The organism is Archangium sp., from assembly GCF_036277355.1.
Taxonomy (GTDB): Bacteria; Myxococcota; Myxococcia; order Myxococcales; family Myxococcaceae; genus Archangium.
Window position 1 is genome coordinate 1 of the sequence record NZ_DASUNC010000073.1, and the last position, 19140, is coordinate 19140.

Consider the following 19140-nt stretch of genomic DNA (forward strand, 5'->3'; position numbering starts at 1 on the left):
CTGTCTGGAGACGGCCTGGGGCGCGCTCCATTTCGCTCTCGCGCAGATGGGCCCGGTGAGTGCGCAGCGTACGGCGAAGCGTCTGCAGGCGGTGCTGCGCTTCTGGGAGCCGCTCGATTCCGCGCGCTACCTCTTCAAGAAGCTGGGGACGGCGCAAACGCTGGAGGAGGTGATGGTGGCCTCCTGTGATTGGGCCATGGATGCGTGGTGCCCTGAGGAGGACGCCTCAGTGCGCGAGCGCCTGGCCCTGGCGGCGGAGCGCATGGCGCGGGCGACGCGGGAGGACTGTATCGAGGCCATCTTCCGGGGGATGCCGCGAGCCTTGGCGCATGCCGGGAAGTTGAAGCACTACAGAGTGGTGGCCGACCCTGACTTCCAACGTGAGCGCCTCGCTACACTCGACTCATGGTCCTTCGACCGGGTCTCTGGCGCACGTCCAGGGGACCTCATCTGGCTGTTGACCATCTGGGAGCGCGAACTCGAGAAGCATTAGGAATCGAGGTGTGCCGGTAGGAGGGGGGCGCTGGGTGACCTGACTGCCGAGGGCCTGGAGTTACTCGTCGCTCTCCGTTTCTACTTCTTCCCGGCTTCGTGACTTCTCGCACGAGCGGATCGGGAGTTACACGTGAGTGCCACCACTTGCTGTCCACCCAGGTCTCAGTTCGCATGGTGCATTGCTGTGATTCTCGTCTCGGTGCTCGCCGGCTGTGTGACAGCCTCCGGAGGGCGGAGTTCCTCTGCCTGGAACTCGGAGAGCCCAGGTTTTGAGACGCCGCGAACTGGCACTCCTCGGCAGGGAGTGCTGCTGGCCATGAGCGACGTCCCAGCGGCGGGTGGGCAGTCTCCTGGCCCTGTGTTTCAGGGCTACAATGTACCCGGCCGGAAGCTGGATTCGCAGATGCCCTGGGAGTTCTTCATGGGCAATGCCTCACACCGGCTGATTGCTTTCCGGTATGGTGTCAGTTATCCAGATAGCGTAACGTACTATAATAATAAATCACTCAAATCCATCATTCGTGATGCAAGGATTGGAGATGAATCCCTCCTGCTTCCGGACGAGGTCTTGATATGCCCGGATATTGCCGATGTCTCCCGCCTGGTGCTCTTCGAGATCAAACCCTGGCATGAGCAGGCCCTCAGCGAAGGCCGCGAGGAGGCACGGAAGTACCTGGCTGCACTGAACCGGACCATCCTGGTCGGCGAACGCTTCACTGGGGGCACGGATTTCCACGGCGAAATCCTGATTCGCTTCGCGGCAGGGCAATACATCTGGCGGCTGGAGTGGAAGACCTCCGAGCCGGGGGTGGTGCAGTACCGGTGGACGCGCAGTCAGAAGCCCTTTGATTCGGAAGTGGCTGCATACAGGGACGCGCAGTGGGTGGACCTCACGGTGGAGGAGTTGCGGCAGTATGGCGGGTGGGTGGAAAAGGCCGTGGAAGGGATGATCAGCCGGCGTGAGAAACTCGCCACCGTCAGCGGGACCGTGGGGATGGTGATCGACCTCATCGGTGGAATCGCGACGACGGTCCTGTGGGGTGCGATTCAAGGCCAGATGGGCTCGGGAGCCCAGCAGCCGCCGACCCAAGGAGGTGGACAGGTCATCCCCTTCCCGGCGCGTCCCCCACCCCCTGCGCCTCCGGCCCGGGTACCTGCTGCCGCGGGCATGTCCCTTCCTCGCTGAACGGCCCCCCCCCCTCAGTCGAACATCGCTCCCAGCGCCTCGGAGAGCGTCTCGACTCCCACCACCTCCAGCTTCGTGCCCTCCAGCCGCCTCGCGCTCCCCTTGGGGATGATGGCCCGCTGGAAGCCCATCTTCGCCGCCTCCGCCAGCCTCGGCTCCACCTGGCCCACCGCGCGCACCTCTCCCGCCAGGCCCACCTCGCCCAGCACCAGCGTGTGCGCCTCCAGCGGCCGGTTCTGCAGGCTGCTCACCAGCGCCGCGCACACCGCCAGGTCGCACGCCGGCTCCGACAGCTGCATGCCTCCCGCCACGTTCACGAAGAGATCACACCCCACCAGCGGGATGTCCTCCTTCTTCTCCAGCACCGCCGCCAGCAGCGCCACGCGGTTACCGTCCACGCCAATCGCCGTGCGCCGCGCCGTGCCGTAGCCCGTGGGCGCCACCAGCGCCTGCACCTCCACCAGCAGCGGCCTCGTCCCGTTCAGCGTGCACGTCACCACGCTGCCCGCCTTGCCCGCCGGCCGCTCGGCCAGGAACAGCGCCGACGGGTCCGGCACCTCCACCAGCCCCGCTCCCTTCATCTCGAAGACGCCAATCTCGTTCGTCGAGCCGAAGCGGTTCTTGTGCGCCCGAAGAATCCGGAACGGATGGCCCCGCTCGCCCTCGAAGTAGAGGACGGTGTCCACCATGTGCTCCAGCACGCGCGGGCCCGCGATGGAGCCCTCCTTCGTCACGTGCCCCACCAGGAACGTCGGCACCCCGCTGCGCTTGGCGAACGCCATGAAGCGCCCCGCCACCTCTCGCACCTGCGAGATGCTCCCCGGCGCGCTGCCCAGCTCCGGCAGGTACATCGTCTGGATGGAGTCCACCACCAGCGCCCGTGGCTTGAGGCCCTCGGCCACCGCCAGCACCCGGTCCGCGTCCGTCTCCGCGAAGAGGTGGATGTCCTCGCTCTCCACCCGCAGCCGCTCGGCCCTCATCTTCGTCTGCCGCAGCGACTCCTCGCCCGATACGTACAGCACCGGGCCCCACCGCCCCAGCTTGTCCAGTGCCGCCAAGAGCAGCGTGGACTTGCCGATGCCCGGGTCTCCTCCCAGCAGCACCAGCGAGCCGTCCACCACTCCGCCTCCCAGCACCCGGTCGAACTCGGCGATGCCCGTGCGCCGGCGCTCCTCCTGCTCGCCGCTCACCTCGCGCAGCCGCACCGGCTTGGACGCCCCTCCCGAGGCGCCCCACGCCGGGCGCTTCTCGTCCACCTTCGCCTCGGTCTCCTCCACCAGCGAGCTCCACGCGCCGCAGTCGGGACACTTCCCCAACCACTTCGCCGACTGGTACCCGCACGCCTGACACGTGTAGTGCGTCTTTGCCTTCGCCATGGAACCCCTTGTCTATCCCAGGGCACCCACGTTTCCCTCGCTTTCCCTCACGCCTGCCCGCCCCTCCCCGGGGGCCGTCCGGCGAGCGAGCGGCCGGGCATGGGGGTCTCTCCCGGGCCTCCCCGTCAAGTTGTGCCTCGGGGCTGGGCTCACCACGTTTCTTCCCAATCGGGGCCGCACGTCGCGGTACCCCATGAAAGGGAGAACGAAGATGGGCATCCTCTGGTTGCTGGTGGTGGGTCTGGTGGCGGGTCTGATCGCGCGTGCTCTCGTTCCGGGCCGTCAGTCCATGGGTCTGGTCATGACGATGGTGCTGGGCGTCGTGGGCTCGTTCGTGGGTGGCTTCATCGGCTCGCTCTTCACGCACCGGGCCGTGACGGACCTGCATGCCACGGGTCTCATCATGTCGATCATCGGCTCCATCGTGGTGCTACTCGTGGTGAGCATGGCGGGCCGGGGCCGTCGCATCCACGCCTGATGTCGGGGACCCGGTAGGGGAGGGGCACGCCCGTCGTGCCTCCTCCGCCGGGTCCCTCCCTCGGGGGGTGGATCGGGGTCGTCAACCCGGGCGCGCTGCGTGGTTGACAAGGGCGGTCCGTCCACGCACCGTGCGCGCTCCACACCCCCCGAGGAGCCCATGTCCGACTCCGCCGCCCACGATTTCCACGGTCACGCCCACTTCGCCGCTCCGCCTCCGGGTGTCGTCGTCCGCCACGACTGGACGCTCCCCGAGGTGCGCGCCCTCTACGAGCTCCCCCTGCTCGAGCTCATCCACAAGGCGCAGAGCGTCCACCGCGCCGTCTTCCAGGACAACAAGGTGCAGCTGTGCTCGCTGCTGTCCATCAAGACGGGCGGCTGCCCCGAGGACTGCGGCTACTGCCCCCAGGCCGCGCGCTACCACAAGGACACCGGCCTGCAGGCCGAGAAGCTCATGTCCGTGCCCTCCGTGCTGGATGCCGCCTCCAAGGCCCGCTCGGCCGGCGCCACCCGCTTCTGCATGGGCGCCGCCTGGCGCGAGGTGAAGGACGGGCCCCAGTTCGACAACGTCCTGGAGATGGTTCGCGGCGTGAAGGCGCTCGGCATGGAGGCCTGTGCCACGCTCGGCATGCTCACCGAGAGCCAGGCGAAGCGTCTCAAGGACGCCGGCCTCTCCGCCTACAACCACAACCTCGACACCTCCGAGGAGAAGTACGGCGACATCATCTCCACCCGCACCTACCAGGACCGGCTCGAAACCCTCGAGCGCGTGCGCCAGGCCGGCATCTCCGTGTGCTCCGGCGGCATCATCGGCCTGGGTGAGTCCCTGGATGACCGCTGCAAGCTCCTCCTCACGCTCGCCAACCAGGAGGTCCACCCCGAGTCCGTTCCCATCAACGCGCTCGTCGCCGTGAAGGGCACGCCGCTGCAGGACCAGAAGCCCGTGCAGACCGTGGAGATGGTCCGCACCATCGCCACCGCCCGCATCCTCATGCCCCTGGCCATGGTGCGCCTGTCCGCCGGCCGCATGCAGATGAACGAGGAGGCCCAGCTGCTGTGCATGCTCGCCGGCGCCAACTCGCTCTTCTTCGGCGAGAAGCTCCTCACCACCGGCAACCCCGAGTACACCCAGGACATGGCCCTCCTCGAGAAGGCCGGCATCCGCCCCCTGGAGCCGGATACGGCGCGGTAATGACCCGGGATTCGCGATACCCTCACCCCGTCCCTCTCCCGGAGGGAGAGGGGAGTGTTGCCCCCGTGGGCAATGGGGCCGCGGTGGTCACGGGCTGGGCCCGGGCGGACATGGACTCCCTGTCCTCCCGCGGGCTGAAGCGGTTCCTCGAGCCGCTCGACTCCCCCCAGGGCCCCCTCGTCCGCGTCGGCGGGGAGACGCTCGTCAACTTCTCCTCCAATGACTACCTGGGCCTCGCCGCCTCGCCCTCCGTGCGCGCCGCCGCCATGGCCGCCTTGGAGGTCCATGGGGTGGGCTCCGGCGCCAGCCGGCTCGTCGTCGGCGACACTACCGCCCACCAGCGGCTGGAGGCCCGGCTCGCCGCCTTCGAGCACGCCGAGGCCGCCCTTCTCTTCAACTCGGGCTATGCCGCCAACGTCGGCACCCTGCAGGCCCTCCTCGGCCCCGAGGACGCCGTCTTCTCCGACGCCCTCAACCACGCCTCCCTCATCGACGGCTGCCGCCTCTCGCGCGCCCGCACCGTCGTCTACCCGCATGCCGACGTCGAGGTGCTCGACCGCGCCCTCGCCTCCACTCCCGCACGAAGGCGCCTCGTCGTCACCGACACCGTGTTCTCCATGGACGGGGACCATGCGCCCCTGCGGGAGCTCGTCGGCGTCTGCCGCGCCCACGGCGCCGCGCTCCTCGTGGACGAGGCTCATGCCACCGGCGTGCTCGGCTCCCGCGGCGCCGGGCTGTGCGAGGAGCTGGGGCTCGAGAGCGCCGTCGACGTGCGCATGGGCACCTTGAGCAAGTCCCTCGGCGTGCTGGGCGCGTACATCTGCGCCTCCCGCCCCGTGGTGGAGCTCGTCCTCAACCGCGCCCGGCCCCTCGTCTTCTCCACGGCCCTGCCCGCCGCCCTGTGCGCCGCCGCCGGGGCCGCCGTGGACATCGTCGAGCACGATGACGCCCTGCGCGCCCGCCTGTGGCGCAACATCCGCCGCTTCTCCCAGGGCCTGCGCTCGCTCGGCTTCGCCGCCGAGCCCCGCAGTGCCATCTTCCCCGTCATCGTGGGCGAGCCCGAGGCCGCCGTCGCCGCGGCTCGCGCGCTGCGCTCCAAGGGCCTGCTGGTGAAGGCCATCCGCCCTCCCACCGTCCCCGTGGGCACCAGCCGGCTTCGCTTCTGTCTCTCCGCCGCCCATACCGAGGGCCATCTGGACCTCGCCCTGGAAGGGCTGCGCTCGCTGCGACTCTGAATCTCCAAGTGGGAGGTCGTGTGGCAACTCGAGGTTCTCGATACCCTCACCCCGTCCCTCTCCCGAAGGGAGAGGGGCAATGGCCGCGGTTCTTCGTCACGGGCACGGATACCGGGGTGGGGAAGACGCAGGCTTCACGCGCTCTGCTCTCCCTGCTCGCCGATGCCGGGCTCTCTCCCCAGGGCTTCAAGCCCTATGAGAGCGGGTGTGCCTCCCTCTCCGCTCCCTCCGACGCGCTCTCCCTGCGCGAGGCCGCCCGGAGCGACCTGCCCCTCGACATCGTCTGCCCCCACCGCTTCCGCGCGCCCCTCGCCCCAGGCGTCGCCGCGCGCCGCCTCGGCCGTGAGCCGGATTGGAACACCACCCTCGCCGCCTGGGAGCGCATCCGCCACGGCTCCGTCGTCGTCGAGGGCGCCGGTGGCCTCTTCGTCCCCCTCGACTCCTCCCACGACGTCATCGACCTCATCTCCCTCCTCGGGCTCCCCGTCCTGCTCGTCGCCCGCGCCGGCCTGGGTACGCTCAACCACACCGCCCTGTCCCTCGAGGCCCTCGCCGCGCGCAACATCCCTGTCGCGGCCGTGCTCCTCTCCCGGAGCTCTCCCTCCCGCGACCCCTCCGAGCGCGACAACCCCTCCCTCATCGCCGAGCGCCATCACATCCAGGTCCTCGGTCCAGTTCCCTACCTGGAGGATCCACGCCGCCGCCACGCGGCCTTCCGCAAGGCGCTCGCTCCACTCGTGCCCGAACGCGCGCGAGGCCGATAAATCGGCCTCCGCGGCGATCCAAAGGCGCGCGCGAGTGCAAGTTTTCGTGTTGCACGGCCGTGAAATGGACGCATGTTTCGATCTGCGCGAGAACGCCACGCGAATGGCGGACATCATCGACCTCTCGCTCCTCGCCGATGCCAGGCGCTACCTCTCCAAGTTGCTCGATGCGCGCGGTATCTCCTACTTCCTCCAGAAGGATGGTCAGCGGCTCTTCCACATCGAGCCCGCCAAGGTCGATCTCGTGGTCCGGACCGCCATCCGCTCCCGCGCTGACGGGCTGGCCGCGCCCCACCCGAAGGCCGTCGAGCACTGCCGCAAGGAGATCCGCCGCGAGCTGATCCGCCTCGTCGCCTCCGCCATGTTGCAGACGGGGCTGTGAGCGGCTTCTCCTCCCGCACCGGCTTCCCCCGCACCTGGATCCCCCTGGCCCGGGCGCTCGACGAGCGCCGCCAACGCGGGCTCCCCCTGTTGGATCTCACCGAGACCAACCCCACCCGCGTGGGCCTGCCCGCGCCCGAGCCGGCCCTGCTGGCCACTCCCGGGGCCCTCGGCTACGCGCCCGAGCCCCTGGGGCTCCTCCCGGCCCGCGAGGCCGTGGCCGCGCACCTGGCCTCCCGTGGCGCCCCCGTCTCCCCCGCGCACCTCGTCCTCTCGGCGAGCACGAGCGAGTCCTACGGCTGGCTCTTCAAGCTGCTGTGCGAGCCCGGGGACAACGTGCTCGTCCCCGCGCCCAGCTACCCCCTCTTCGAGTACCTCACGCGTCTGGAGGGCGTGGAGGCGCGCACCTACCGCCTGCCGCGCGCCCACGGCTTCGGCCTGGACGTGGAGGAGGTGGCCGCCGCGAGGGACGCCCGCACCCGCGCCGTGCTCGTGGTGAACCCCGGCAACCCCACCGGCCACTATCTCCACGAGGGCGAGCTGGAGGCCCTGGGGCGGCTGTGCGCGGAGGCCGGGCTGGCGCTCATTTCGGACGAGGTGTTCTCCGACTTCGCCTGGGACGAGGCGCCAGGCCGGGTGCCCACCGTGGCCGGGCGCGAGCTGCCCATGCTCACCTTCTCCCTCTCCGGCCTGTCCAAGGTGGCGGGGCTGCCCGGCCTCAAGCTGGGCTGGACGCACGTGGGCGGGCCCGCTGCCCTCCGCGAGGAGGCCCTGGCCCGCCTGGAGCTGGTGGCGGACACGTACCTGCCGGTGAACACGCCCGTGCAGCTCGCCCTGCCGGGGCTGCTGGCGCACGCACCGCGCTTCCAACAGGCGCTGCTGGCCCGGGTGAAGGAGAACCGGCGCCGGCTGCTCCAGGCCCGCCCGGGGGATGCCCGCTGGGACGTCCTGCCCGCTCAGGGGGGATGGAGCACCGTGTTGCGCATTCCGCTGGAGCCCGGGGAGGAGGCCACCTGCCTGGCCCTGCTCGACGCGGGCGTGGGGGTGCAGCCGGGCTACTTCTACGACTTCACCGGCGGGGCCTTCCTGGTGCTGTCCCTGCTGCCGGCACCGGAGGTCTTCTCCGCCGCGATGGAGCCGCTCGTGCGCGTGCTGGCCACGAGCGGATAGCGGCCTCCCCTACCGGGAGGCCGTGCCGCCCACCGCCTCGCGCGGCACCTTGCCCGTGGTCCCCAGGCTTCCGGCGAGGCCGTAGCACTCGATGCCCAGCTGCCGGTCCCACGCGGCCTCCCCCTCGATGCGGGTGGCCCGGCGGCGCGCCAGCAGGGCGGGCAGCTGCGTGACGAAGAGGCCGTAGTAGCCCGCCGCGTCCTCGAGCATCTCCGCGGGCGACGTGCCCAGCTCCTGCTCCAGCCGCTGCAGCCCGGCGAGGAAGAGGTGCTGGCAGTCCTCGTTGGACGCGGTGCCCCGGGGCACGTCCAGGGCCAGCTCGATGATGGAGCGGCCGGACATGTTCCGGGCGAGCTCCTGACGCACCTTGGAACGCTGCTCCCGTGCTTCCAGCACACGTGCCTCCTCGGCGCGCACCGACGCTCGATTCACCAGGGCTGTGCTCATCGTGGGCTCCTCCCCAGAGGCCCGGAAGTGGGCCCATGTCTCCATCCATTTAATGGAGACGCCTGACGCTGCTTCGTGATGCGCCTGACGGGAGATAAGGACGGCTCCCTCCTTCTTCATGCAAACAGGGAGGCGAGCGTTCTCCAGCCAGCAAAGTCCTGCCCTCCGGGGAAGGCAGCGTACGGCAGTGGACAGGCCCTCAGGCCGTCTTCCGGGGCGCGGCGGCCGCGGACGGCAGCTCGTTGAGCACCAGCCAGTACATGCCCAGCTGCCGCACCGCCTCGAAGAAGGCGGTGACGTCCACCGGCTTGTGCACGAAGCTGTTCACCCCCAGCTCGTAGCTCTCCACCAGGTCGCGCTCCTCCTTGGAGGAGGTGAGCACCACCACCGGCAGCGCGCGCGTCTGCTCGTTGGCGCGGATGCGCCGCAGCACCTCCAGCCCATCGATGCGCGGCAGGTGCAGATCCAACAGCACCACCTGCGGCCGGATGGAGGGATCCCGGTTCTCGTGCCGGCCCTGCATGAAGAGGTAGTCGAGCGCCTCGGCGCCGTCCCGCACCACCACCACCGGGTTGTGCAGGCCGCTCTTGCGGAACGCCCGGAGGGTCATCAGCTCGTCATCGGCATTGTCCTCGACGAGCAGAACGACACGCTGGCTGAGCTCATACATGGGACTCTCTCCTCCGAGGATTCCGGGCTGTTCCTCGGGACTCTCCTGCCTTCGGAGTTTTAGCTGAAGTCCAGCTGAAATTCTACAGCTAAGTTGGAGTCCTATTCCCGTCAACCAAAGCAAAGCGCCCGGTGGGGAAGACTCCCACCGGGCGCTCGGGGCTGAAGACGGGGGTGGGGTGGCTATGCCTGCGTGGGCTTGCGCGAGATGCGGTAGAGCACGAAGCCCATGAGGGCGAAGGCGATGACGCCGATCAGGTCATAGCCGGCCGCGCCCACGGAGTGGTGCAGGGCCTGCTCCACGGACAGCTTGGAGATGGCGGCGTTGACGCCCTCGTTCACCGAGAGGATGGCGACGACGACGCCGGCCAGGGCGCCACCGGCCACCAGGCCCGTGGAGAAGAGGTTGCCGGGCCCGAGCTCGGACTCCTCCACGTGCTCGCCCTTGCGCCTGGCCATGTAGTCGGACAGGCCCTTGATGGCGCCGCCCACGAAGATGGGAGCGGTGGTGGACAGGGGCAGGTAGGCGCCCACGGCGAAGGACAGCGACTTCACGCCGCACAGCTCCATCGTCACCGACAGGGCCACGCCCACCAGCACGAACTGCCAGTCGAGGTTGAAGGACAGCAGGCCCTTGATGAGGGTGGCCATCAGCGTGCCCTGCGGGGCGGGGAAGGCGTCCGTGCCGATCATGTGCTGCACGCCCTGGGCCCGCAGCGCCTCGGTGGGGGTGTCCAGCAGCTTCATGGTGAGGCCGATGACGATGGCCGCGGCCACCGCGCCAATCATGAGGCCGATCTGCTGCGCCCGCGGGGTGGCGCCCACCAGGTAGCCCGTCTTCAGGTCCTGCGAGGTGGCACCCGCGTTGGCCGCGGCGATGCACACCATGCCGCCCACGCACAGCGCCATGGGCTGGTACATGTCACCCGTCCAGCCGATGCCGATGAAGATGAGGCAGGTGGCCATCAGCGTGGCGATCGTCATGCCGGAGATGGGGTTGGACGACGAGCCGATGATGCCGACGATGCGCGAGGCCACCGTCACGAAGAAGAAGCCGAACACCACGATGAGGATGCCCAGCAGCAGCCGGCCGAACACGCTGCCCGGCAGGAAGGGCAGGGCGGCCATCGTCAGGATGAGGCCCACGCTGCCGAAGAGCACGAAGGTGATGGGCAGGTCGCGCTCGGTGCGCTTCTGCGCGGCGCCCGCGGCGCCCTCCTTGAAGGAGGCGATGCTCTCCTTGAAGGCCGCCACGATGGTGGGCAGCGTCTTGAGCAGCGTGATGAAGCCGCCCGCGGCCACCGCGCCCGCGCCGATCTGCCGCACGTACGCGCGGTAGATGGCCGTGGCCGTGTTGGCGAAGCCGTGCGTCGCCGGATCCCACCCGCCGGGGCCGCCCGCCGTGGTGAGGCTCGTCAGGTAGCCCAGCTTCACCAGCTGCTCCGCGATGGTGTCCGGCGGAACCACCGAGGCCAGCAGCGGGATGATGCCCAGCCACGCCAGCACGCCACCGGCCACCAGCACGCCGGCGATCTTCGGGCCGACGATGTAGCCCACGCCCAGGTACTCGGGGGTGATGTCGCCATTCAGCGTGGCGGACGGGAAGTACTTGTTGGCCTGCTTCGTCACCAGCGCCGGGGTCTCGGCGATGAGCTTCACGATCTTCTGCAGCAGCGCGTACACGAAGGCGAAGCCCACGCCCTGGAAGGCGATCTTCGCCAGGTCTCCGCCCTTCTCACCGGCGATGAGCACCGAGGCGCACGCCGTGCCCTCGGGGTAGGGCAGGTTGCCGTGCTCCTTCACGATGAGCGAGCGGCGCAGCGGCACCATCATCAGCGTGCCCAGCACGCCGCCCAGCAGCGCCAGCGTGAAGATGGTCCAGTACTCGAAGAAGCTGGAGCCCTGGCTGTCGGTGCTCAGGAAGAGGAAGCCGGGCAGGGTGAACACCACGCCCGCGGCGATGGACTCACCGGCCGAGCCGATGGTCTGCACCACGTTGTTCTCGAGGATCGTCGAGCCTCCCAGCTTCTTGAGCAGGGAGATGGCGAGCACCGCGATGGGGATGGAGGCGGAGACCGTCAGGCCCGCCTTCAGGGCCAGGTACACCGTGGCGGCGCCGAAGATGACGCCGAAGAGCACGCCGATGCCGATGGCCTTGGGCGTGAACTCGGCGACGTCGCTCCGGTCCGCGGGGATGTAGGGCTGGAACTCCGCTGTCTTGACGGCTTCGGGGGCGGCGGAGGCGGCCGCGACGGCGACGCTCCGAACCGCCTCGGACTTGGCTGCTTCAGGCTTCAATGGGGGCTCCCAGAAGGGGGACGACCGTGTCGGGGGTGGAGTTCTACAACTCCCTCCCCGGTCCTCCAAATGACCGCTGGGAGCCGGAGCCCAGGCAGGCGGGCGTGACGCTATGCGGCGATGTCCCGCGCGCCCGGAGCCGCCGGGGGCGTCCTCCGCCCGGGCGGGGGGGGCAGGGTGGTGAGGTTGGCCCGCTGCTCCCGCGGGACGAACAGGCTCTTGAGGTTGTAGGCCGTCAGCGCCGCGACGAAGCCCGGCTGCAGCAGCCCCTCCATCCCCTTGCGCATGTGCAGCACCTCGTAGAAGGCGTGGCAGGCCTTCGCGTCCAGCGAGGTCAGGTCGATCATGTTCTGGACGGACCACTGCACGGCCTTCAGCCCGAAGGGCCGCCTGCCCCGGGCCTCCGGGTGGGCCAGGTCCATGGTGGTGGTGAGGAACCAGCACAGGCCGACGATCCTGCTCAGCTCCTTCTGGAAGCTCCGCGCCAGCCCCGCGTACAGGCCCCCCGGCGAGGCGCGCGCCCGGGCCACCTTCTCCCCGAGCAGCTTCGCCCCCAGGCACGCCACCGTCATGCCCTGCCCGAAGACGGGGTTGAGGGCGCAGACGGTGTCACCCAGGAGCACGAAGCCCTCCGGGAAGCGCGCCATCTTCTCGTAGTGCATCCAGCGGCTCGTCGGAATCTTGTACGAGACGGGCGCGCTCAGCGGCTTCGCGTCGCGGATGTACTCGTAGAGGTGGGGCGCGGGCAGGTTCCGGGCGAACTCCAGGAAGCCCGCGTCATCCGTGGGCGCGTGGTCCCCGAAGTACCCGTTGAGACTGACGATCCACCGTCCGCCCTCCACGTTGGAGATGAAGCCCGAGCGCTTCGCCTCGGGGGCGCGGCCGTTGATGACCAGGATCTTCCACTCCTCGAAGTTCGCGGGGCGCTCGTAGAGCCGGCTCGTGTAGCCCAGGTCGATGCCCACCTGCTCCTCTTCCGGGCGGCCGTAGCCCAGCGCCTCCAGCCAGTGCGGGGCCCGCGAGCCCCGGCCGCTGGTGTCCACCACCAGCCCGCCCTCGAGCAGCTGCTCGCCCTCGGGGCCCTTCACCTTCGCCCCGGTGACGCGCGTGCGCGAGGCGTCCGTGAGCAGTTCCTCCACGCCATAGCCCTGCCACACCTCGACGTTGGGCAGCGAGGTGACGCGGGCGCGCACCTTCCACTCCAGGAAGGGCCGCGAGACGAGCACGGACCGGGGACCGCCCTCGTAGCGCACCTTCCAGCTGCCCGACTGGAACCAGGCGGCGTCCCGGGCCAGATCTGCGAGATCCGCGCCCTCGTGCACCAGCTCCCGCACCAGCCCGGGGAAGAGGCCGTCCAGCACCGTCAGCCCGGCCTCCAGCAGGGCGTGGATGTGGCGCCCCTGCGGCGCGTTCTTCCGGGCCTCCGGGCCTTCCGGCAGCCGCTCCCGCTCCAGGATGATGACCTTCTCGAACTGCCCGGAGAGCACCCGCGCGCTCAAGAGTCCCGCCATGCTGCCGCCAATGACAATGGCCTGTCCGGGTCCTCGCTCGTTGGGACGCACTCTCACCTCCTGATAGGGGGGCTGATCGACTGCTCGCTGTGGGGGCTTGCGAGGATAGGTGAAGCTGAAAAGAACCGGTACGGTCTCCCGGTATGTGCCAACTGCGCGGAGAGGGTAGGAGCCGCCCCAACACGACGGGTCGCGTCAACACGATCCAACGGGATGGATGGCCCTGCTCCTGCCGAGGGAGCGGCTTCACGCCATGTATGTGCGGAGCAGCGCGGACGGAAAACGGCATTTCAGGCGAACAGTGCTAGGATGCCGCCCATCCATGAGCAACGCTGAGTTGAAGCGGCTGGTTCTCAAGTTCTTCCTGGAGCAGCAGATCGCGATGCTGACTGCCCTGGGTCCCGTGGCCTACATGATCACGTTGACCCTGGGTCTGCCTCCGGACCGGGCCTGGTTCGTCACCTGGGTCAATTTCGGCACGCTGACGCCGGTGTTCGGGGCCATGCTGCCCCTGCTGTTCATCTGGCTCGAGCTGAAGAACGCGCTCACGCCTCGTGTGGACGAGATTCCCGGCGAGCGGCTGAAGCGCATCCTCAAGGCGCCCCGGCGCATCGAGCTCCGGATGTGGCTGGGCTACGGCGTGTCCTGCGTCCTGTGGGCGGGCTGGCCCACGGTGCTGTACGGGCTGGATGCCTGGGACGTGCCGCTGACGGTGGCCTCGTTCATGGTGCTGGCGAAGGTGGTGGGCATCCGCATGGCGCTGCGGTTGGATCGGCTGCTGCGCCCCTACGCCCTCGAGGAGTTCCACAAGTACCCGCAGGCGCGCGTGGAGGACAGCGGCCAGGCCTGGCCCAAGATGCGCTGGTACCTGCCCTACTGCTTCGCCCTCTTCGTCTTCGCCACGCTGACGGTGACGAGCATCATCGTCTACAAGAAGACCCAGTACGGCTTCGGTGAGCTGTTCACCAACCTGATGCGGCTGGTGCCCGCCGCGGTGCTGGCCCAGCTGCGCACGGACGTGGCCAACATCCTGGGCACCATCGTGGTGCCGGTGGTGTGCGTCGGTGGCTTCATGATCTTCGCGGCGGCGTGGTGCGCCTGGGAGCTGGCGCGCCACCAGAGCCAGGGCACCGAGGCCGTGCAGAAGTCCATCGAGTCGATCGCCTCGGGCCGGCCCTCGCTGCCGGAGTGGGTGGCCACCGACGAGGTGGGTGACCTGTCCATGTCCACCGCGTCCGCCTTCGAGCGGCTGCGGACGTTCTCCTCCTCGCTGAGTGACTCGGCGTCGCTGCTGGGCAGGTCCGCGGAGGCGCTCAACGACTCGCACAAGGATCAGACCGAGGCGCTCTCCATCCAGGCCGCGTCGCTCCAGGAGACGCAGGTCACCGCCCAGGAGATCAAACAGACGTCCATGGTGGCCGCCCAGAAGGCGGAGGACGTGCTGCAGCAGGCCGAGCGCGCGGATCAGATCGGCCGCGCCGGTGAGGCCGCGCTCGAGCAGAGCCTCTCGGGCATGCACGACATCCAGAAGCAGGTGATGGAGATGGCGCAGAGCATCCGCTCCCTGGACGAGCGGGCGCGGCAGATCGCCAACATCACCACGACGGTGAAGAGCCTGGCGGACCGCTCCAACATGCTGGCGCTCAACGCCGCCATCGAGGCCGTGCGCTCGGGCGAGCACGGCAAGGGCTTCAGCGTGGTGGCGCGGGAGATCCGCAGCCTGGCGGATCAGTCCATCAAGGCCACCCACAGCGTGCAGAACATCCTGCAGGACCTGAGCGAGGCCATCCGCGTCACGGCGGACATGACGGAGGGGGGCTCCGTGAAGGTGCAGGGCAGCGTGCAGCAGCTGCAGTCCTTCGGCGACAACATCCGGCAGCTGTCCGGCATCGTGCGCGACAACGTGAGCTCCGTGCGGCAGATCTCCGCCGCCGTCACGCAGCAGAACCAGGGCATCGGGCAGATCTTCCAGGCGGTGAATGATCTGACGAAGATCATGGACCAGACGATGTCGAGCCTGCGCACCAGCGACGAGGCCGCGGATCAGATGCGGCTGGTGGCCGAGCGCGTGAGCACCTTCGTGGGCGAGTACGACTGGCAGAGCCGCAAGCAGCGCGCTTCCGCCGGCCCGCCGCCGCTTCCGGGCACGGGCGGTGGAGAGTCGGTGGCCTGAGCCGGGGGGGCCTGGCGGGACCGCTCGCGCTGCCGGGGTGAAGCCCTCTACGGATGGGCGTGCCCGTTCGCCTCGTCCGGGGCGGGCCTGGCCGGGCTTCCCGGCTTCCACGGCAGCTCCAGGGTGAAGGCCGCGCCCTGGCTGGGCCCATCGCTCCGGGCGCGCAGGCTGCCTCCCATCGACTGCGCCAGCAGGGCGCAGCCATGCAGCCCGAAGCCGTGCCCGTCCTTCCTGGCGGTGAAGCCGTACTGGAAGATCTGCCGCATGTTCACCTCGGAGATGCCGATGCCGTTGTCGCTCACCTCCACCTGGATGCTCTCGTCCAGGGCCCGGATGCGCACGACCAGGCGCCGCTGGGAGATGGGGGCCGCCATCAGCGCATGCCGGGCGTTGCTGACGAGGTTGACGAAGATCTGCAACAGCTTGTGCCGATCGGTGAGCACCTTCGGCACCTGGGCGTAATCGCGCACCACCTCGATCTGCGAGGACTGCCGCAACTGGATGTGCAGCGCGTCGTCGGCGGCGTCGCACACGTCGAACTCCTCGAGGAGCTGCGAGGGCCGGGCGGCCAGCGACTGCTGCACGCTGATGATGTTGCCGATGTGGTCGAGGTTCTTGCGCAGCCCCTCCAGCTCCTTCTGGTGCTGCGCGTGCTCCTCGGCCAGCACGCCGCCCACCGAGGAGAGGTACGCCGGCAGGAGCCGGCCCTGGGGATCCTCGGTGAGGTAGCGCGCGAGCTCCTGCTGATGGCCGCGCAGCAGCTCCAGGGCCTTGAAGAGGTTGTGGAGGCGCGAGCGGCGGAAGCGCTCCTCCAGGAGCTGGGTGGAGACCTTGACGCTGCTGAGCACGTTGCCCACGTTGTGCAGGACGGTGGTGGCGATCTCCTCGCGCCCGGCGACGCGCGCGGCCTCCATGAGCTGGTGGTGGGCCTCGCGCAGCTCCCGGGTGCGCTCGCTGACCCGCTGCTCGAGCTCGTCGTGGGCCTGGCGCAGCGCTTCCACGTGCCGCTGCTGGTCGAGCCAGGCGGACTGGAGCTGATGGCCCATCTTCGCGAAGGACTCGGTGAGCTCGCCGAGCTCGTCGCGGCGGCGGCTGGAGGGCAGGGGCGTCTGCCACTGTCCCTGGCTGAGCGCGTCCGCCGCCGTGGCCAGTTGGCGGATGGGGCCCACCAGGCCCCGGGTGAAGAACAGCGCCACCAGCAGCGCCAGCAGCAGCGAGCCCGCGGTGGTGGCGAGGATGACGCGTGAGATCTCCCGCTCGCTGGCGAGGAGGGTGGACAGGGGCCGCTCGTACAGCACCGTCCATTGGATGGTGCCCTGGCCCGCGGGGCGGATGCGCGCGAAGGCCTGGAGGTAGCCCGGCCGTTCGGCGGTGTCGAGCAGCGTCCCGCCCGGCCGGCCGAGGAGCTCCTTCGCGTCCCGCGGGCGTTCCGTGCGCAGGGTGGGGCCGGGGCCCGTCATGTCCCCGTGGAGGTGGCGGGGCTCGGGGCTGGCGAGGTAGTTGCCGGAGGCATCCACCAGGTACACGCGGTCCTCGGGCTCATCGGGGCGCAGCGGCCGCAGCAGGGGCTGGAGCGGCGCGGAGACCACCAGCACGCCGGCGGCGCTCCCATCCAACGCGAGCACCTGCAGGGCGTAGTGGAGCGCGGGCCGGTGGCCCTCCGGGGACTGCTCCAGCTCGACGGGGCTCAGGTAGACGGGCGCCAGCTGGCCGGAGATGCCGCCCAGGCTCATGGCCCCGGAGAAGAAGGCCTCGTGCGCGCGCGAGCGCAGGGCCTGCTTCGGGACGACCTGGAGGCGCTTGCCGTCGAGGAGGACGGCCACCTGCTCCTGGCCGGTGCGATCCAGCAGGGTGATGCCGTCATAGAGGCCGCCCGAGCGGCGCAGCACCGTCTGGAAGAGCTCGAGCACGTCCTGGGGAGGCGAGGCCGGGGCGGTGGCGAGGGCCTGGGCGTAGCGCCGCATGGGCGGGGCCTGGCCGAGCAGGAGCACGTCGCTGATGGAGCGCAGCAGGAGGGCCTCGACGGCGGTGGCCTTGGCCTCGGTGGCCTGGAGCAGCTGGGGGTGGCTGGCCTCGAGGTGCGCCTGGGCCGAGCGCTGGACGTTGTAGAGCGAGGTGATGATGGCGGGGATGAGCAGCACGGCGGTGATGCTGGCCACCATGCGCAGGTAGAGCGGCGAGCGCAGCAGCGAGCGGTGCCGGGGGAGGGGTGCTTGGGGGCCCGGAGCCATTTCAGTCTCCCGTGGCGCTCGGGGCGAACAGCGCTTCCGCCCGCTGTTGTGCCTGGGCAGCCGCCTGCTCGGGGGGGAGCAGACCCAGGAGCATGTCGTGGTAGGTGGTGCCGAGGATCTCCGCGAGCTGGGGCCACTGCGGCACGGCGGGGCGCATCCAGTCCTGGAGCTGGCCGGCCCGGGAGAGCTGGTCCACCACGGAGAACACCGGGTAGCGGTGGATGAGCTCGGGGTCGCGCAGCAGGCTCTTGCGCGGCATGCCGCCGCTGCCGTGGTGGGCCAGCACCTTCAACACCTGCCGTGAGGTGAGCCAGCGGAGCATGCGCCAGGCCAGCTCCTGGCGGGGGCCGATGTTGGCGGGGATGCCCAGGCTCCAGGTCCCCATGGGCGTCACCGGCGCGGCTCCGGGAGCATGGGGCGCCGCCGCGTAGCCGATCTTCCCCGCCACGGCGGAGGAGGGCGCCTCCTCCACGAGCCAGGCGCGGGCGCCCCACTCGTACGTCATCGCCGCCTGGCCCTGGGCGATGCGGCGCGGGCGCTGATCCCACGCGGTATTGACGACATCCGGCGGTGACACCTTCAGCAGCTCGAGCGCGAAGCGGGCCGCCGCCACGCCCCGGGGCGTGTCCAGCGTGGGCCGGCCCTGCTCGTCCAGCAGCGGCTGGCCGAAGGCGGCATAGAAGTGGGCCATCTGCTGGCCGAAGGCCTGGCCCCGCTGTCCATTCCAGACGAGGCCATATTGCCCGGCTTCCGGCCGGTGGTAGTGCCGCGCCACCCGGAGCAGCTCGTCGGTGGTGCGCGGCGGCTGCAGCCCGTCCGCGGCGAGCAGGTCCTTGCGGTACCACAGCAGCTCCGGGTGCGGCTGGATGGGCAGGCCCAATTGCCGGGTGTGGTAGCGGCTCTGCGTGTACGCGATGTCCAGGAAGTCCTCGGGCTCCACCTGGGCGCCCGCCTGGGAGATCCACGTCTCCAGCGGCAGCAGCACGCCCAGCTGGCCGTACTCGCCCGTCCACACCACATCGAAGCTGACGATGTCGTACGCGCTGACCTGGTCCTGGGCGTTGCGCAGGGTCAGCCGCCGCACGTCGTCGTAACCCACCACCTCGAGCTCGAGCCGGCCCCCGGCGAGCTGCTCCAGCTCGGGGGCGGCCTCCTGGAGGGCCAGCGCGAAGGGATCTCCGACGAGCAGCAGCCGCACGGTCTCTCCGCCCAGCACCGAGCCGCCCGAGTCCGCGGCGGTGCTCGAGGTGGGCGGGGGCGTGGCGCGGGTGGAGAGCAGGAGCGCGAGCACCACGCCGGCTCCGGCGACCGCGGCCAACACCAGCTTCGGACGGATGGGAGGACGCGCGTTGGCATGCATGCCGGGACTGTAGAGCCGTTGCCCTGGACGTGGTAGCCGGAAACCTTGTTTTCCCGGGTGGGGCGCGGGGAGCGCCTCGGGGGAATCCTGAAAGCCAGCCACCCTGTCTGGGAATGACGAGGCATTGAAGCCGGGTGACGCCGCGCTGCTTCGTCATCGCAGCGTCAACGCGCCG

14 protein-coding genes and 2 pseudogenes are annotated in these 19140 nt (G+C 69.9%); 9 read left to right on the forward strand and 7 right to left on the reverse strand.

The features are described from left to right. Together VFZ09_RS19120 and VFZ09_RS19125 are read left to right on the forward strand one after the other, a co-directional pair. Positions 1-493 (forward strand): annotated as a pseudogene (locus tag VFZ09_RS19120) (hypothetical protein); the annotation flags it as partial. A 318-nt stretch (positions 494-811) separates the two neighbouring features. Further along, entirely contained in the window at positions 812-1681 is an 870-nt protein-coding gene (locus VFZ09_RS19125) for a hypothetical protein (RefSeq protein WP_329729042.1), read from the forward strand. Between the two features lie 14 nt (positions 1682-1695). On the opposite strand, the gene radA is transcribed toward VFZ09_RS19125, so the two are convergent. Then, the gene (gene radA / locus VFZ09_RS19130; RefSeq protein ID WP_329729043.1) at positions 1696-3057 is read right to left on the reverse strand and encodes a DNA repair protein RadA; all 1362 of its coding nucleotides are present in this window, start codon (positions 3055-3057) and stop codon (positions 1696-1698) included. A 211-nt stretch (positions 3058-3268) separates the two neighbouring features. Here radA and VFZ09_RS19135 point away from each other — a divergent pair, with 211 nt between their 5' ends. From VFZ09_RS19135 to VFZ09_RS19160, 6 genes and pseudogenes are all read left to right on the forward strand, one after another. Then, a complete protein-coding gene (locus VFZ09_RS19135; RefSeq protein WP_329729044.1) occupies positions 3269-3535 on the forward strand; it encodes a GlsB/YeaQ/YmgE family stress response membrane protein in 267 nt (88 codons plus the stop codon). 159 nt (positions 3536-3694) lie between these two features. After that, entirely contained in the window at positions 3695-4726 is a 1032-nt protein-coding gene (bioB, locus tag VFZ09_RS19140) for a biotin synthase BioB (RefSeq protein ID WP_329729045.1), read from the forward strand. 110 nt (positions 4727-4836) lie between these two features. Continuing rightward, entirely contained in the window at positions 4837-5961 is a 1125-nt protein-coding gene (gene bioF, locus VFZ09_RS19145) for an 8-amino-7-oxononanoate synthase (RefSeq protein ID WP_329729077.1), read from the forward strand. A gap of 86 nt (positions 5962-6047) precedes the next feature. Further along, a pseudogene (gene bioD, locus VFZ09_RS19150) lies at positions 6048-6725 on the forward strand (dethiobiotin synthase); the annotation flags it as partial. A gap of 64 nt (positions 6726-6789) precedes the next feature. Beyond that, positions 6790-7107, forward strand: coding sequence for a hypothetical protein (locus VFZ09_RS19155; RefSeq protein ID WP_329729046.1), 318 nt, complete (start codon positions 6790-6792; stop codon positions 7105-7107). Further along, entirely contained in the window at positions 7104-8276 is a 1173-nt protein-coding gene (locus VFZ09_RS19160) for a pyridoxal phosphate-dependent aminotransferase (RefSeq protein ID WP_329729047.1), read from the forward strand. The genes VFZ09_RS19155 and VFZ09_RS19160 overlap by 4 nt, the downstream gene beginning before the upstream one ends. Before the next feature lie 9 nt (positions 8277-8285). On the opposite strand, the gene VFZ09_RS19165 is transcribed toward VFZ09_RS19160, so the two are convergent. The 4 genes from VFZ09_RS19165 to VFZ09_RS19180 all read right to left on the reverse strand — a co-directional run bounded on the left by VFZ09_RS19165 (position 8286) and on the right by VFZ09_RS19180 (position 13252). Next, on the reverse strand, positions 8286-8723 hold the full coding sequence (locus VFZ09_RS19165; protein WP_329729048.1) for a citrate lyase holo-[acyl-carrier protein] synthase: 438 nt from the start codon (positions 8721-8723) through the stop codon (positions 8286-8288). Positions 8724-8922: 199 nt separating this feature from the next. Continuing rightward, complete coding sequence (locus tag VFZ09_RS19170) at positions 8923-9393, reverse strand: response regulator (RefSeq protein ID WP_329729049.1); 471 nt, start codon at positions 9391-9393, stop codon at positions 8923-8925. A gap of 182 nt (positions 9394-9575) precedes the next feature. After that, positions 9576-11690, reverse strand: coding sequence for an OPT family oligopeptide transporter (locus tag VFZ09_RS19175; protein WP_329729050.1), 2115 nt, complete (start codon positions 11688-11690; stop codon positions 9576-9578). A gap of 110 nt (positions 11691-11800) precedes the next feature. After that, positions 11801-13252 (reverse strand): hypothetical protein, encoded by a 1452-nt coding sequence (locus VFZ09_RS19180; RefSeq protein ID WP_329729051.1) that lies wholly within the window; start codon positions 13250-13252, stop codon positions 11801-11803. Positions 13253-13523: 271 nt separating this feature from the next. On the opposite strand from VFZ09_RS19180, the gene VFZ09_RS19185 reads away from it, so the two are divergent. Continuing rightward, on the forward strand, positions 13524-15374 hold the full coding sequence (locus tag VFZ09_RS19185; protein ID WP_329729052.1) for a methyl-accepting chemotaxis protein: 1851 nt from the start codon (positions 13524-13526) through the stop codon (positions 15372-15374). Positions 15375-15421: 47 nt separating this feature from the next. Here the strand turns inward: VFZ09_RS19185 and VFZ09_RS19190 are convergent, their stop codons facing one another. Together VFZ09_RS19190 and VFZ09_RS19195 are read right to left on the reverse strand one after the other, a co-directional pair. Continuing rightward, complete coding sequence (locus VFZ09_RS19190; RefSeq protein ID WP_329729053.1) at positions 15422-17605, reverse strand: sensor histidine kinase; 2184 nt, start codon at positions 17603-17605, stop codon at positions 15422-15424. Position 17606: 1 nt separating this feature from the next. After that, positions 17607-18965, reverse strand: coding sequence for an ABC transporter substrate-binding protein (locus VFZ09_RS19195; RefSeq protein WP_329729054.1), 1359 nt, complete (start codon positions 18963-18965; stop codon positions 17607-17609). Positions 18966-19140: the final 175 nt, after the last annotated feature.

Excerpts from the sequence above, each read along its gene's own strand:
- VFZ09_RS19185 (WP_329729052.1), top strand. The coding sequence starts at position 13,524 with ATGAGCAACGCTGAGTTGAAGCGGCTGGTTCTCAAGTTCTTCCTGGAG.
- VFZ09_RS19155 (WP_329729046.1), top strand. The coding sequence starts at position 6,790 with ATGGACGCATGTTTCGATCTGCGCGAGAACGCCACGCGAATGGCGGAC.
- VFZ09_RS19135 (WP_329729044.1), top strand. The coding sequence starts at position 3,269 with ATGGGCATCCTCTGGTTGCTGGTGGTGGGTCTGGTGGCGGGTCTGATC.
- VFZ09_RS19125 (WP_329729042.1), top strand. The coding sequence starts at position 812 with ATGAGCGACGTCCCAGCGGCGGGTGGGCAGTCTCCTGGCCCTGTGTTT.
- bioF (WP_329729077.1), top strand. The coding sequence starts at position 4,837 with ATGGACTCCCTGTCCTCCCGCGGGCTGAAGCGGTTCCTCGAGCCGCTC.
- VFZ09_RS19195 (WP_329729054.1), bottom strand. The coding sequence starts at position 18,965 with ATGCATGCCAACGCGCGTCCTCCCATCCGTCCGAAGCTGGTGTTGGCC.
- bioB (WP_329729045.1), top strand. The coding sequence starts at position 3,695 with ATGTCCGACTCCGCCGCCCACGATTTCCACGGTCACGCCCACTTCGCC.
- VFZ09_RS19170 (WP_329729049.1), bottom strand. The coding sequence starts at position 9,393 with ATGTATGAGCTCAGCCAGCGTGTCGTTCTGCTCGTCGAGGACAATGCC.
- VFZ09_RS19190 (WP_329729053.1), bottom strand. The coding sequence starts at position 17,605 with ATGGCTCCGGGCCCCCAAGCACCCCTCCCCCGGCACCGCTCGCTGCTG.
- radA (WP_329729043.1), bottom strand. The coding sequence starts at position 3,057 with ATGGCGAAGGCAAAGACGCACTACACGTGTCAGGCGTGCGGGTACCAG.
- VFZ09_RS19165 (WP_329729048.1), bottom strand. The coding sequence starts at position 8,723 with ATGAGCACAGCCCTGGTGAATCGAGCGTCGGTGCGCGCCGAGGAGGCA.